The sequence below is a fragment of the Nocardia sp. JCM 34519.1 genome (assembly GCF_020361265.1).
Taxonomy (GTDB): Bacteria; Actinomycetota; Actinomycetes; order Mycobacteriales; family Mycobacteriaceae; genus Nocardia; species Nocardia arthritidis_A.
Genome location: NZ_JAIRBR010000020.1, coordinates 115,347 through 129,798, shown reverse-complemented (window position 1 = coordinate 129,798; position 14,452 = coordinate 115,347). Strand labels below are relative to the sequence as shown.

The 14,452-nt window shown below is 67.7% G+C and carries 11 protein-coding genes; 8 read left to right on the top strand and 3 right to left on the bottom strand.

All coding sequences use genetic code 11. From position 1 onward, the window contains the following. Nucleotides 1-30 precede the first annotated feature (30 nt). Complete coding sequence (locus LGY53_RS34600; RefSeq protein ID WP_225730904.1) at nucleotides 31-1,005, top strand: hypothetical protein; 975 nt, start codon at nucleotides 31-33, stop codon at nucleotides 1,003-1,005. A gap of 152 nt (nucleotides 1,006-1,157) precedes the next feature. On the opposite strand, the gene LGY53_RS34595 is transcribed toward LGY53_RS34600, so the two are convergent. Then, entirely contained in the window at nucleotides 1,158-1,982 is an 825-nt protein-coding gene (locus tag LGY53_RS34595; protein WP_225730903.1) for a DUF1266 domain-containing protein, read from the bottom strand. A 140-nt stretch (nucleotides 1,983-2,122) separates the two neighbouring features. Between LGY53_RS34595 and LGY53_RS34590 the strand changes: the two genes are divergently transcribed. Continuing rightward, nucleotides 2,123-2,392 (top strand): DUF2277 domain-containing protein, encoded by a 270-nt coding sequence (locus tag LGY53_RS34590; RefSeq protein ID WP_225730902.1) that lies wholly within the window; start codon nucleotides 2,123-2,125, stop codon nucleotides 2,390-2,392. 1 nt (nucleotide 2,393) lies between these two features. Here the strand turns inward: LGY53_RS34590 and LGY53_RS34585 are convergent, their stop codons facing one another. Next, nucleotides 2,394-3,677, bottom strand: coding sequence for a CdaR family transcriptional regulator (locus LGY53_RS34585; RefSeq protein WP_225730901.1), 1,284 nt, complete (start codon nucleotides 3,675-3,677; stop codon nucleotides 2,394-2,396). A gap of 155 nt (nucleotides 3,678-3,832) precedes the next feature. Between LGY53_RS34585 and LGY53_RS34580 the strand changes: the two genes are divergently transcribed. The 3 genes from LGY53_RS34580 (at nucleotide 3,833) to LGY53_RS34570 (ending at nucleotide 7,524) form a co-directional block, all read left to right on the top strand. Further along, a complete protein-coding gene (locus LGY53_RS34580) occupies nucleotides 3,833-5,419 on the top strand; it encodes an aldehyde dehydrogenase family protein (protein WP_225730900.1) in 1,587 nt (528 codons plus the stop codon). Then, nucleotides 5,416-6,243, top strand: coding sequence for an SDR family oxidoreductase (locus LGY53_RS34575; RefSeq protein WP_225730899.1), 828 nt, complete (start codon nucleotides 5,416-5,418; stop codon nucleotides 6,241-6,243). The genes LGY53_RS34580 and LGY53_RS34575 overlap by 4 nt, the downstream gene beginning before the upstream one ends. Before the next feature lie 390 nt (nucleotides 6,244-6,633). After that, nucleotides 6,634-7,524 carry a LysR substrate-binding domain-containing protein gene (locus LGY53_RS34570; protein ID WP_225730898.1) on the top strand — a complete coding sequence of 297 codons (891 nt, stop codon included), beginning with the start codon at nucleotides 6,634-6,636 and terminating at the stop codon, nucleotides 7,522-7,524. A gap of 15 nt (nucleotides 7,525-7,539) precedes the next feature. Here the strand turns inward: LGY53_RS34570 and LGY53_RS34565 are convergent, their stop codons facing one another. Then, the gene (locus tag LGY53_RS34565) at nucleotides 7,540-8,979 is read right to left on the bottom strand and encodes an amidase family protein (RefSeq protein WP_225730897.1); all 1,440 of its coding nucleotides are present in this window, start codon (nucleotides 8,977-8,979) and stop codon (nucleotides 7,540-7,542) included. Between the two features lie 94 nt (nucleotides 8,980-9,073). Between LGY53_RS34565 and LGY53_RS34560 the strand changes: the two genes are divergently transcribed. Genes LGY53_RS34560 through LGY53_RS34550 form a run of 3 tightly spaced genes read left to right on the top strand, consistent with a single transcriptional unit; the run spans nucleotide 9,074 to nucleotide 14,441 of the window. Continuing rightward, on the top strand, nucleotides 9,074-11,599 hold the full coding sequence (locus tag LGY53_RS34560; RefSeq protein WP_255664952.1) for a serine/threonine-protein kinase: 2,526 nt from the start codon (nucleotides 9,074-9,076) through the stop codon (nucleotides 11,597-11,599). Further along, complete coding sequence (locus tag LGY53_RS34555) at nucleotides 11,596-13,734, top strand: serine/threonine-protein kinase (protein WP_225730895.1); 2,139 nt, start codon at nucleotides 11,596-11,598, stop codon at nucleotides 13,732-13,734. The genes LGY53_RS34560 and LGY53_RS34555 overlap by 4 nt, the downstream gene beginning before the upstream one ends. Continuing rightward, on the top strand, nucleotides 13,731-14,441 hold the full coding sequence (locus tag LGY53_RS34550; protein ID WP_225730894.1) for a cyclase family protein: 711 nt from the start codon (nucleotides 13,731-13,733) through the stop codon (nucleotides 14,439-14,441). Before LGY53_RS34555 ends, LGY53_RS34550 begins: the two co-directional genes overlap by 4 nt. Nucleotides 14,442-14,452: the final 11 nt, after the last annotated feature.

The following is a 14,452-nucleotide window of genomic DNA, read 5'->3' as shown; positions in this document are numbered from 1 at the left end:
CGCACCACGCGAATCGAACGGAGCCGCACCGTGAAAATCGGACAGAGCGCAGGGGGTATGGACATAGTCGAACTACGGACACCCACAGCGATAGTGCGGCACGGGCGTGGGCGTTTGGTCGTGCTGCGGCCGGGTAGCGACGGCGAGCGGGTGTTGGACGTGCCGGTATCGGATCTGTTGAAGGTTCGGCTGAACCGTCGAGCCGACGACGCCGTCGTTATCGAGATCTATCTTCGCTACCCGACGCCCGTACTGACCGGCGTACCGGCCGACCGCACCCCGCTGCCGGTGCTGATCGCCGAACACGACGTGCCCGCCGCCAGCGAAATGGTGGACCGGATAAACGAGCAGATCCTGGCCACCCAGCGCATCGATGTCGCCGCGCCGGATCTCAGCGCGCCCGCGCCGGTGTGGGGTAAGACCGGCCCGACCCGCGCGGATGTGGAGCGCGCCGTGCGCAGAATGGCGCCGCGCCGAGAGGCCAAATCGGCGGTGGCCGCACTGCACCGGTACGTCACCCCGGACGAATACGTGCTGGAAACCGCCATCGCGGTGGCGACGCCGCCGGTCGGCAGCGGTCCCGGTCTGCTCGCCGCGACCACCGGACGGCTGCTGTTCATCTCCATCGGCACCGGCGACCGCTACGCGCACGAATTGCCGGTACCCGCCGTCATGTGGGCGCGCACCACCGAGGGCCCGGCCACCGCACCCGGTGAGATCGGCGCGGTCCGCGGCGAACCGGGCATGGATGTGCACGACGGCAATATGACCTTCCACTTCACCGGTACCGATCGGGCCGACACCGAGCGGGTCACCTGTGCGGTGAATTTCGCGGTGCGCCGCGATAGCGCCGACGGCGCCGCGGGTCCGGCCGATCCCGGTGTGGCGCAGCTGTATTCGGAATGGGAGCTGCTGGTCGGGCGGCATTCGCTCGGCATGGTCGACGACGGGCAGTTCCAGCGCTACGGGCGCGGTATTTTGCGGTCATTGCCCGATGGCGGGTAGCGCACGACAAAAGCGTCGCTGGCGCGCCGCTTTTTGTCGTGCGCTACAGGCGTTGGGTCTTCAGGCAGGGTCGCTGCGCTCACCTGCCTGAACCTCGCTTCGCTCGGCCCTCGCTTCGCTCGGATGGTCTCGCTGGTGTGGCTGAGACGATGTCATGCCGGGGCGTTCAGTGTGATTCGGCGCCAGGGGCTGGTGGGGCGTATCCAGAGGCGGAGCAGTTCCTTGCGGCGGTCTACGCCGCCGCTTTTGAGTTCGGCGAGGTCCTCGCAGGCCTGCCAGTAGGTCCAGCCGGCCAGGTAGGCGTCGCCGAATTGGCGCCAGTTGCGGTATTTGCGTTGGGCCAGTGGGAGCGCGCGCATCAGGTAGTCCCATGCGACGTCGGCGTCGAGGTAGCCGGCGGTGAAGGCCATTCTGGCGACCGCGACGACCCGTGCCAGATCCCAGGCGTGGATATCGCTGGGCAGTGGGCGGGCCAGGTGGTCGGTGAAGCCGATCTTGATCGCCTGGGACCAGATGTCGTAGTCGCGAACCAGCGCCTCCGGATTGTCCATGCCGCGGAACGATCCGACCTGGCGCAGGAATGCGCGGTGCCGGTCGGCGCGCTCGCCGAAGCGGTCCCGCTCGCTGGCGTTGATCGAGGCCATCACCAGCGGATGCACCAGCGCGTAGAGCGGGGCGTGCATACCTTCCAGCAGCTGCTCCATCGACGCCTGCGCCTCCGTGCCGTCGGTGATCCCCCAGGCACCGGTCAGCGTATCGATGGCGAGTTCGCGGCGGTCACCGAGCGGATGCTCGCGCTCCGGGCCGAGCAGCAGGGCGTCGTGGAAGGCATCCCAGCGCGCGGAGTAGAACGCGCCGAGCGCGAGCGAGCGCAACTCGTCATCGGTGACCGCGGCGCCGGACCAGTGGTCCTCCTCCCGCTTGTCCAGTTCGTCGTACGGGAAGGTCGTCAACGTTGGCAAGCCGCGGGCAGACATATCCCGATTCTTCCCCATCGATCGGAAACGGGCTCGGGTAATGGCCCACCGCGTGCGTGTCCGCGCCCGTATGCGTGCGATTTTCACATCCGGCGGTTCTTGGCCTGCCGTAGATGTGGCAGGAGGACTAGTGTGCGGGCATGTGTAGAAACATCACCGTCCTGCGCGGCCTGGAGCCTGCCGCTACCGAGCAGGAAATCTATGCTGCCGCACTGCAGTACGTGCGCAAGGTCGGTGGCGTGTCCGGCCTCAGCAGCACCACCAAGGCCGCCGTCGACAAGGCGGTCGCCGCCGTCGCCGCGGCCACCACCCAACTATTGGCCGAGCTACCGGACCGCCGGGTGGCGCCCACCACCGAACCGCCGCTGCGCCGCATCGCCGCCCGCGAGGCGGCGACCGCCGACGACTGACTCACGGTAGAACCTCGACACCGTAGACGGCCACGCACGAGAGTGCGATTTCCAGTGGCAGGCTGCGGGTTTCGATGACGCCGCCGAGCAGTTCCTCGATCCGCTGAATTCGGTATCGAACCGTATTCTTGTGCACCCCAAGCAGTTTCGCGGCGGCCTCCGGGCTGCGGTTGCTGCGCAGGTAGGCGTGCAATGTTTCGCGCAGGCGGGCGGCATTGGCGTCGCGGTCGGCCAGCGCACGCAGTTCCCTGGCGATCAGACCGCGCATGGCGGCCTCGTCCGCGCCTGCCAGATAAGCGATTTCGATATCGCGGTAGCGGGTCACCCGCTCCGGCGCCGCACCGCGTTCCGCGACGTGCCGTGCGGCGACGGCCTCCCGGTGACTCTGCTGGAATCCGGCCAACTGCGCGCCGGGCATACCGAATGCGACGCGCACCGGCGCCTCGACCCGCCCGAATGCCGATAGCGCATCGTCCAGCGAAAGCTGCTCCGCGCCAGCGTCTTCCATCCCGATCCACACCCACATTGCGCTGGCTCCGGACGGCACGGTCAATGCCCGGCCCGCGCCGACCGCCGCGGCGATCCGGTTCGCCACCCGCTCCAGTTGTTCGATGAATTCGCCCTCCCCGCCGGCGAATTCGGCGTCGTCGTCGGTCCAGAGCACGAATGCCAGATGGGTTCGGTCCAGCCGGTAGCCCAGCCGCAGACCGGCCTGGTCGAGATCCAGATCATCACCGGCCAGCAATGCGCGCACGGTTTCGGTGCGCCGGTTGAGCGCGGCGCGCAGCACCCGCTCGCGCTCCTCCATGTATGTGTCGGTGAGCAATTCGACCGATTTGCCGACCCATTTCGTCGCGCGGTCGAACAGCCGCAGCATCACCGCGCGTTCGATCTCGTACGGCGCGTGCCGCTGGGTGACCGTCTCGGTCATGTAATCCACCACCGCCTGTAGCCCGAAGTGGTAGACCTGCAACAACACTCGCAGTTCGTAGCCACGCCTGGCGATGGTCCTGGCGAAGGCGTGCGCCTCCTCGGCGGGGGTGTATTCGAAGGTGTTGCTGGTCAGACCGGCCAGCACCAGCCGGGCCTGTGCCCTCGTGCTCGCGGCCAGGTCGCGACGCATATCGCGGTCGGCGAGCTCCGGGATGTGCGCGGCGATCGCATTGTCCAACCGGGCGACGACCTGTTCGAGGGTTTCGGCGCGCATGGTCTCGAAGACGAACTCGGCCAGCCAGTCCCGCACCACATCGCTGTCGGGCGAGATTTCGGGGCGATCGGTCGGCATGGCTGTCATAATTGCTCCGATTGTACTTAAAATACAAAACAGTCGGGTTTCATTGACAGTGAAGGCCAAGAAAGTCGCACCGGGTTGTGTCACGATCATAGTTCAGTGAACTGATTCACATAGGCCAGCAAACACAATGTCAGTGGGAGACAGCCGTGACCAATACCGAACCAGCGCCCGGCGCCGCGAAGCAGGCGGAATCCAAAGATCCGGCCGTCATCGAGGTGCGCAACCCCGGAACCGGACAGGTAGTCGGCACGGTGCCCGACGAATCCGCCGACGCGGTGGCCGCGAAGGTCCGTGAGCTGCGGCTGTTCCAGCCGGAATGGGAGGCCATCGGCCCGGAGGGCCGCAAGGAGTGGCTGCTCAAACTCCAGGACTGGCTGATCGACAACACCGATGTCCTCGCCGACGTGCTGCAGTCGGAGACCAGCAAGCCCCGGGTGGACGCGCTGATCGATCCGGCCTTCTCCATCGACCTGACCGGCTACTATGCCCGCCGCGCCGCCAAATTCCTGGCCGACGACCATCCCTCGCCGCACAGCCCGCTGGCCCGGGTGAAGAAGCTGACCACGGTGTATCGGCCGTATCCGGTCGTAGGGGTGATAACGCCGTGGAATTTCCCGCTGGCGATGCCGGTGATCGATGTGATCCCCGCGCTGGCCGCGGGCGCGGCGGTCATCCTCAAACCCTCCGAGGTGACGCCGCTGTCCGCACTCGAATTGGCAAGGGGCTGGGCGGAAATCGGCGCGCCGCCGGTGTTCGCCGTGGTGACCGGCCGGGGCGCGGCGGGCGCCGCGGTGGTGGACAACGTCGATTTCGTGCAGTTCACCGGGTCCACCGCGACGGGACGCAAGATCGCCGTCGCATGCGCGGAGCGGATGGTCCCGTACAGCCTGGAACTCGGCGGTAAGGATCCGGCCATCGTGCTGGCCGACGCCGATCTGGATCGGGCCGCGCACGGCATCGCCTTCGGCGGCATGTTCAACTCCGGTCAGGTCTGCATTTCGGTGGAGCGGGTGTACGTCGAGGCGCCCGTCTACGACGAGTTCGTGACGAAATTGACCGCGGCCGTTCGGAATCTGCGGCAGGGCATCGATGGACGCGAGTCGAAACACGATGTCGGGGCGCTGGCCAACGAGAACCAGGCGCAAATCGTGCAGCGCCATGTCGATGAGGCCGTCGCCAAGGGCGCGCGGGTGCTCACCGGCGGCAAGCGCGCCGGATTCGGCACCGCCTTCGAGCCGACGGTGCTGGTCGACGTCGACCACACAATGTCGTGTATCACCGAGGAGACCTTCGGGCCGACGCTGCCGGTGATCAAGGTGGCCGATGAGGCGGAAGCCGTTCGGCTGGCCAATGATTCGATTTACGGCCTGTCCGCCTCGGTGTGGACCGGCGATAAGGATCGCGGCAATCGCATTGCGCGCCAGCTGAATGTGGGCGGGGTGAATATCAACGACGTCTTCGTCAACCTGTTCAGCTACGCGCTGCCGATGGGCGGCTGGGGCCTGTCCGGTGTCGGCACGCGATGGGGCGGTCCGGACGGAATTCGCAAGTACTGCAGGCGGAAAGCGATTACGACGCCGATATTGCCGACCCAGCAGAAGGAACTTTTCTGGTTCCCGTACTCGATGCCCAAGCTGCTGTTCGCCGTCGGCGCGATGCGCGCGGCAGGTGCGCGCGGGCTGCGCCGCATCGACCTGCCCGCCGTTCTGAAACTCAAGGGAGACAGCAAGTGAGGCAGGAAATTCGCGGCAGGGTCGTCGCGATCACCGGAGGTGCGCGCGGCATCGGGCTGGCAACGGCCACCACGCTGCGCGCACTCGGTGCGAAGATCGCGATCGGCGATATCGACGAGGCGGCGGTGAAGGAGTCGGGGGCCGCGCGCGACTTCGAGTACTACGCCAGGCTCGACGTCACCGAGCAGAACTCCTTCGAGAGCTTCCTCGACGAGGTGGAGCGCGCGCTCGGCCCGATCGATGTGCTGATCAACAACGCGGGCATCATGCCGACGGGCCGTCTGGTGGACGAGCCCGATCAGCTCACCCGCCGGATTCTGGATATCAACGTCTACGGCGTGATCCTCGGCTCGAAACTCGGCCTGTCCCGGATGCTGCCGCGTAAGCGCGGGCACATCATCAATATCGCCTCGCTGGCCGGTGAGACCCACATTCCGGGGCTGGCGACCTATAACGCCAGCAAGCACGCGGTGCTCGGGTTCACCGATACGCTGCGCGAGGAGTACCGGGATTCGGGTGTCCGGTTCTCCTCGGTGCTGCCGACGCTGACCAAGACCGAATTGGGTTCCGGGGTCACCGCGCCGCGGCTGTTGCGGCCCGCCGAGCCGGAGGAGATCGCCACCGCTATCGCGGGTTTGATCGCGACGCCCAAATCGAAGGTGCGGGTGACCGCGATGGCCGGATTCATTTCGCAGGTGGTCGGGCTGCTGCCGGAGGCGCTCGGTGACGGTCTGGCGCGGGCGCTCGGTTCGGGGCGGGCGTTCCTGGACGATGTGAACACCGAGCAGCGCCGGGCCTACGAGGAGCGGGCGCGCGGCGTTTGAGCCGTCCGGATGCGGTGCCGCGACCGGCCTGTGCGGGTCGCGGCAACCGCTTCGGACCGATCAGCAAACCACTTTGTGACGAAAATCACTCTTAGCGGAGTTAACGACTTACCGCCGCCTACGACGCGTTTCCGGCAAGTCGCTGGCGTCCCCACCGCTCGATGCAGCGAGCACGATGCGCAGCCCATTTACGCTGGTCGCACGTCCAATTGAGGATGCACCCAACGCCCCCGAATAAGCTGCTCGAGATTCGCCAGGTCGATGGTGCGCAGCGCCATAGGAAGCAATATGCTGTCCCTAACAAACCTACCGACTGTTTCGGCCAGCTTATCCAGACTTTCCGGCCTATTTAGGGTGGAAATTCAGGACTGATTCTGATAGCAAGGGGCTATGGACCCGCATTTGCGCGACCTGCGTTACTTCGTCGCCGTCGCTGAGGAACTGCACTTCACCAACGCCGCCCAGCGGCTGCACATCGCCCAACCGACCCTGTCGCGTCAGATCCGTCAACTGGAACGCCAGCTCGACGTGGTCCTGTTCGACCGCAACCAGCGCAGCGTCGCGCTGACCGTGGCGGGTAAGGAATTGCTGGAAGGCGCCCGCAAGATCCTGGAACTCTGGGAGACCACCAACGTCTCGCTGCAGGAGGCGGGCGAGGTGCTGCGCGTCGGCATCCAGTCCGCGCTCGGCCGCGGCCTGCTCAACGATCTGGAGAGCGCGAGCGGACACCGACTGGCCCTGCACGCGGCGTCCTGGACCGATCCGTCCAGCGGACTCGCCGGCCGCCAGGCCGATCTGGCGCTGGTGTGGCTGCCGCTGCCGGACTCGAACCGGTACCGCTGGCAGGTGCTGCGCACCGAGGCGCGCTGGGTGCTGCTACCGGAAAACCACCCGCTGGCCGAACAGGACAGCATCGACTTCGCCGACCTGATGGACGAGCCGTTCATCGCGCTGCCCACCGAGGCGGGCGCGGTGCGTGACTTCTGGCTCGGCAACGACGCCCGCAACGGCCGCCAGGCCAAGATCGGCGCCGAGGCCGCGACCCCGGAGGACAAGCTGGAGGCGGTGAGCCTCGGGCTCGGCGTCTGCCTGCTGGCCGAGAACAACGTGCCGATGTACCGCTGGCCCGGACTCACCGCACGCCCGATCACCGGGCTCGCGCCGTGCGAACTCGCCGTCGCCTGGCGCGCCGACGACACCAGGCCGACCATCCTGGAATTCGCGGCACGGGCGGTGGCGGGCGGTTTCTCGACCAGTCAGCCGGTCGCGGTCGCCAGCTGAGCTACGCGGCGCCGATCAGCCGATGGTTCGGCGCCACGGATGGCGCGATTCCAGCTGCGCGGCCAACCGCAGCAGCGTCGATTCGCTGCCGGGCGGTCCGGCCAACTGCGCCGCGACCGGCGTATGCGAGCGGGGATCCGAACCCATCGGGACCGACGCGGCGGGCCAGCCGACCAGGTTCCAGAGCGGGGTGAATGGTGAAAACCGCGCGCAGGCAAGGACATTCATCAGCCAACCCGCGGCGTGCCAGGCCCGCGCCCGTGGCGGCGCGGCGGCGAGCGTCGGTGTGATCACGACGTCGTAGCGTTCGAAGAATTCCAGCAGCCGGGATTCGACCCGGTCGATCTGCGCCGGACGCACCAGCCGTAGTCGTTGCACGAACCGGCCGAGCGCCAGATGCCTGCGCGTACGCCGTTGTAGTCGTTCGGGATTCGGGAGCAGGGCGGCGTCGCGGGTGGCCGCTACCAGCCAGCGCAGGAATACCGCGATGAGCGAATCGCCGTATGGCAGTGCGGCGGGCTCCACCAGATGTCCGGCGGCCGCGGCGGTCGCGGCGGCGATATCGGCGGCGGCGACCCATGGCCTGCCGACGCGGAAGATCCGAAGGGGCGAGTTGACGGCGAGGCCGATGCGTAGTCGGCCCGGCGGATCCGTCTCGGCTAGGTCCGGGCGCGCGGCCAGCACCGATAGCGCGAGCGCGGCATCGCCGACCGTCGTTGCCAGCACACCGTTTTCGGCAAGGCCGGACCAGGAGTCGGCGCCGAGTTCGGCGGGCACGGTATGCCTGCCCGGCTTGATCCCGAAGACGCCGCAGCAGGCCGCGGGGATGCGGATCGAGCCGAGCCCGTCGCTGCCGTGCGCGATCGGCACCAGCCCCGACGCCACCGCGGCGGCGGCCCCACCGGACGAACCGCCCGCGCTGCGCGCGGTATTCCACGGATTGCGGGTGATCCGGTCCGGGGCGTCGGTGGTCGGCCACAGCCCGAGTTCGGGTACCGCGGTGAGTGCGACGACGACCGCGCCCGCCGCGCGCAGCCTGCGCACCACCGGATGGTCGGCGGCGGCCGGGCTCGGATCGGTGGCGGCGGATCCGGCGCGCACCGTCTCGCCCGCGACCGGGATGTTGTGTTTGATCGCGACCGGAACGCCGGCCAGCGGCAGCACGTCGAGATCGGATCGCTGATCGAGCGCGGCGGCCTCGGCCATGGCCCGCTCGGCGCGAACCACGGTGCAGGCGTTGATCTTCCAGTTCTCCGCGGCGATGCGGCGCAGCGCGGCCTCGACCACCTCAGTAGGGGTGGCCGTCGCGTCGTGCACCCTTGCCGCGATGGCGGCGGCCGGCCCGCGGGTGGTGTGGCCGGATTCCGCCGCGGTAGTCGGCACCGATCGCAGGCGCTCGCGGTCTTCATGGTCGATTCGCGCCGCAGTGTTGTGCATGTGCTGATTCGCCCCCATCGCATCGTTGTCGAATTCGGGTGATCCGCTGTTGTGGCGCAAGTTATCATTCCGAATACTGTTGGGGGACGATGACGCTGGGTGTGGCGGAATTATGAGTGCAAACCCCGAGAAAAGGCCCGAAGCCGGTAAGGGTTCCGGCGCCGCGGGTCGCGCGGTCGGTACGGAATTCGGCGTGGTTGAAGCATTCTCGGCCGCATGGGAATCCGCCATCGTGGAAAGCGGCGCGGCCGGGCGCGACGCCGAATCGTTACAGCCGCCGCCGATCGCCGCATATCTACCGGACGCGCAAACCCTGCGCCGGACCGCACTACTGGAGTTGATCCGCGTCGACCTGCGACATCGCTGGATACCGCGCGGTGCGAACACCGCACCGCGCAAGCGTTTGGCCGAATATTGTGCCGAGTTCCCGGAACTCGAACCGCACACTATTCCGGCCGGTCTGGTGTATGAAGAGTTCGTCATCCGGCGGCACAGCGGTGAGCGGGTCGATCCACGGGAATGTCTGCGCGAATATCCGCAGCAGGCGGCGGAACTGCGGCTACTGCTCAATGCCGATGAGGTGGATCAGAGCACCCGGCGCGCGGCCGCCGATGATTCCACTCGGTTCGGATTCCCACTGAACCACACCACCGGGTCTTTTCGTAATACAGAAGTGACTCGCACGGCCGCCGATCTCATCGGAACGGAAACCGCGATTCCGACCACGATCGGAACCGGACCGGGCCGGGCCGAGGGGCTCGACCATATCGAAACCGGGCAGCGAATAGACGACTTCGATCTACTCACCGGATTGGGCAGCGGCGCGTTCGCGCGGGTGTTCCTGGCCAGGCAGCGTTCGCTGCAGCGGTTGGTCGCGGTGAAGATCTCGGCCGACCACGGCACCGAACCGCAAACGCTGGCCCAGCTCGACCACGACTACATCGTGCGGGTCTTCGATCAGCGGCTGCTCGCCCCGGGCAGCCTGTCCTCGGCACAACGGCTGCGGTTGCTCTACATGCAGTTCCTACCCGGCGGGACGCTGCTCGGCGTGCTGCGCTGGGTGGCCGCGACCCCGCCCGCCGAACGCAACGGACAACTGCTGCTCGACGCGGTGGACGCGGCCATGGAGGAGAAGGGCGAGATCCGGCCGACCGACTCCAGCGTGCGCGCCGAGATCGCCCGGCTCAGCTGGCCGGAAACCGTGGCCTGGCTCGGCCGCAGGCTGGCCGAGGCGCTGGATTACGCCGCGGCGCACGGCGTGCTGCACCGCGACGTGAAACCGGCCAATGTGCTGCTCACCGCGGAGGCGGTGCCCAAACTCGCCGATTTCAACATCAGCTTCAGCCGCAATGTGGCGGGTACCAGTCCGGTCGCCTACTTCGGCGGGTCGCTTTCGTACATGTCGCCGGAGCAGCTGGAAGCTTGTCATCCCGGCCGTGACCGCAGCGCCGCCGATCTGGACACCCGCGCCGACATCTACTCGCTCGGCGTGCTGCTTTGGGAATTGCTCACCGGCGCAAAACCTTTCGACGACAGCACGGCCGGGGCGAGCGGACGCGGCGATGAGACCACGCTGGAGGCCATGCTGGAGCGGCGCTGCGCAGGCGTCGAACCCGGTGCGCTGGAACGAATTCCGCCCGACTGCCCGGCCGCGCTGCGCCGCGTGCTGCTCACCTGCCTGGCGCCCGAGCGCACGGACCGCTGGGCCAACGGTGGCGTGCTGGCCAAACAGCTGGATCTGTGCCTGGACGCGCGGGCCAGGGAACTGGTCGATCCCGCACCGGACAGCTGGCGGTTCCGGTTGCGCGCCTGGAGCATTCCGGTGGTCTTCCTGGCCATCGGGGTGCCGAATATGCTTGCCGCGCTCTACAACATCCAGCACAACCAGCACCTGATCATCAGCAGGCTCAGCGCCGAGGCGCAACACACCTTCACCATCATCACCGGTTTGGTGAACGGCATCTTCTTCCCGGTCGGGATCGCGGTGGTCGCGATCATGTCCAGACGGTTGATCACCGTGCCGCGCGGGCTGCGCCACGGTCGCCGCTACGATCCCGACACTCTGCGCGCCACCAGGGCCGACGCGCTGCTCTTCGCCGATCGCGCGGTGGCCGTTGCCTTTTCGCTGTGGGTGCTGGCCGGGATCACCTTCCCGATCGCCCTGCAGCTGGCCACCGGCGACGTGCCCGCCAACGCGGTGGTGCACTTCCTCGCCTCGATCGTGGTGTGCGGCGCCATCGCGGTCGCGTACCCGTTCTTCCTCGGCGCCTTCTACGTCGTGCGCTGCATCTATCCGATCTTCCTGCGGCACGGCGAGATCAGCGCGGAGGACGCGGTGTGGTTGCGCGGCCTCGACCGGCGCTGCAACGGCTATCTCGCGGTGGCCGCGTCGGTTCCGCTGCTCGCGGTGGCCGGGGTGACCTTCCTGCCGGCCGCCGATATCCCGATGGTGATCGTCGCGGTGCGGGTGCTGTGCGCGGGCGGAATCGCCGCGTTCGTCGGGTCGTATCTGCTGTTCCGCGCGCTGGAGAAGGATCTGGAGGCGTTGGAACGCGTTGTCGCGCCGGATGATTCGACCGAGCGCACGGCGGTGCGCGCGCGCCGATTCCGCGCCGCGGTAGTGGATCGGGCGCCATGACCGGGTCGGCTGCGGGCACCGTCGCGCGGTTCGCCGCCGATTGGGAGCGGTGCCTGCGCGATATCGGCCGGGAACCGCCCCGGGTGTCCGACTACGTGCCGGACGGCGCCCGCGTGCGGCTGGCCGTGCTGGCCGAATTGGTGCGCATCGATCTGCGCCGGCGCTGGGAGCTGGACGGCGTCGGTAAGCGAATTGCCGAGTACCGCACGGAATTTCCCGAGGTGGAGCGCTGCCCACAGCTGGTCGATCTGGTGTGTGAGGAGTACCTCGCGCGCCGCAGGCACGACGGGCTGGAGCTCACCGAATTCCTGGCCGAATATCCCGAGCTGGCGGGTGCGGTGCGCGAGCGGGTCGCGGAATCGGCCGCGGAAACGGTTGTCGCACTGGACGAGGTGGGTCCCGGCCAGCGGATCGACGAATTCGATCTGCGCACCGAACTCGGCGGCGGCGAACTCGGGCGGGTATTCCTGGCCCGGCAGCGTTCCATGCAACGGCTTGTCGCCGTTCGGCTTTCGAACGGCGGCGGGGCGCCGCGCACCATGGCTCAGCTGGATCATCCACATATCGTTCGGGTATTCGATCAGCGGGTGGTCGGCGCCGCGGTCCGGCTGGTGTACATGCAGTACCTGCCGGGCGGTACCGCGGCCGAGGTGCTGGCCCGCCGCCGCGCGGGCAGCACGGATGCGGGCGGCACGCTACTGCTGCGTGCCGTCGACGCGGCCATGGAGGCCAAAGGCGATATCCGGCCGGCGGATTCGCCGGTGCGCGCCGAAATCGCCCGGCTCAGCTGGCCGGAAACGGTGGCCTGGGTCGGCAGGCGATTGGCCGATGCGCTCGATTACGCGTACCGCAACGGCGTTGTGCACCTGGCGATCAAGCCGTCCAATGTGCTGTTCACCGCAGAGGGCATCCCGAAGCTCGCCGACTTCACCCTGCATGATTCCGGTTATCGCGCGGCGGATTCGGCGGCAAAGCACGACTGTCTGCCGTATCGGTCACCCGAGCAGCTCGCCGTCGATCTCGGGCCCGCGGTCGCCCCGCCGGACACCCGCAGCGATATCTACTCACTCGGCGCGCTGCTGTGGGAAATGCTCACCGGCACAGTGCCGTTCGCTGCGGATACCGACGACCCGGCCACCGCGTTGGAACACCGCCGCAGCGGGATCGATCCGGCGGCGCTGGCCCGCATCCCGGCCGACTGCCCCGCGGCATTGCGCCGGGTGCTGCTCACCTGCCTCGAACCGGATCCGCAGCGCCGCTGGCCCGACGGCGCGACGCTGGCCCAGCAGCTCGAGCTGTGCCTGGACCCGCGCGCCCGCGATCTGGTCGACCCGCCGGAGCGCAGCCCGTGGTCGCGGCTGCGGCGCTGGCGCATTCCGCTTGTCGCGCTGGCCATCCTGGTGCCGAACGCACTCGCCTCGGTGTACAACGTCCAGCACAACGACAAACTGATCCATCACACGCAGACGCTGGCGGCACAGCACCAATTCCACATCTACACCGCGGTGGTGAACGGTCTGCTCTTCCCGATCGGCGCGGCACTGCTCATCTACCTGGGCCGGTATCTGCTCGCGGTGACGCACGGCCTGCGTCACGGGAAACGCTACGACCCCGAGGTGCTGCGCCGGACCCGCACCGACGCGATACATCTCGGCGATCGCACGGTGCTGGTGATCTTCTCGCTGTGGTTGCTGTCGGGCCTGGCCTTCCCGATCGTGCTGCACGGCACCGCCGAGACGGTGACCGCCGCCGACTACCTGCATTTCGTCGCGCTGCACGTGGTGAGCGGCGCCATCGCCGTGACGTATCCGTTCTTCCTGGTGAACTGCTACATGATCAGATGTATCTATCCGATGTTCCTGAGCCACGGCGAGATTCGCGCGGAGGATGTCCGCCGATTGCAGGGGCTGCGCCGCCGCAGCGCGGTGTATCTGATTGTGGCGGCGTCGATTCCGCTGCTCGCCGTGCTCGGGGCGACCCTGCTTTCCACCGGAGACCTCGCGCGGATCATCGTCGCCGTCCGGGTGCTGTGCATCGCAAGCATCGCCGCGTTCATCGCGGTCTATATCCTGTTCCGCGTGCTGACGCAGGATATAGACGCTTTGGAGCGGGTGCTCGCGCCGGCGGCGCGATGAGTGCCCGACCGTTCCGACCGGTGAGCCTGTCGCACGTGCACGATCCGGCGACGACGCCGCTATTTCCGGGCGACCCCGAATTCCGCGCCGAAACCGTCGCGACGATCGCGGCGGACGGCTACTACCTGCGCTACATCCGGCAGGGCGAACACACCGGAACCCATTGGGGCGCACCGATTCACTTCGACCCGGCCGGGCTCGCCGCCGACGAACTGGAGCCGGACGATCTGCTGCTGCCCGCGGTGAAGCTGGATGTGCGCGAATCCTGCTCCCGCGACCGGGATTACGCGATCTCGATCGGCGACCTGATGGCATGGGAACGGGCGAACGGCCGAATTCCGGACGGGGCGGCGGTGATCGCCTGGACCGGCTGGGACGGCAAATGGGGCACCCCGGATTTCATCGGTACCGGATCCGACGCGGGCCGCCAGCCCGGATTCGCGCTCGAAACCCTCGAATGGCTTTTGGATACCGGCCGTTTGGGACGCCGAGGCGCGCTCGGGATCGACACCTTCGGACCCGACCTCGGCACCGATGCGGACTACGCCGTTTCGAAGCTGCTGTACCGGGAGCATCGAATCAGCCTGGAATGTCTGGGCAATCTCGCCGCACTGCCGGTGACGGGCGCCTGGGTACTGGTCGGCGGGCCGCTGTATCGAGCCGGATCCGGATCCCCCGCAACGATTTTCGGTCTCATCGCGCACTGATACTGTGCGGC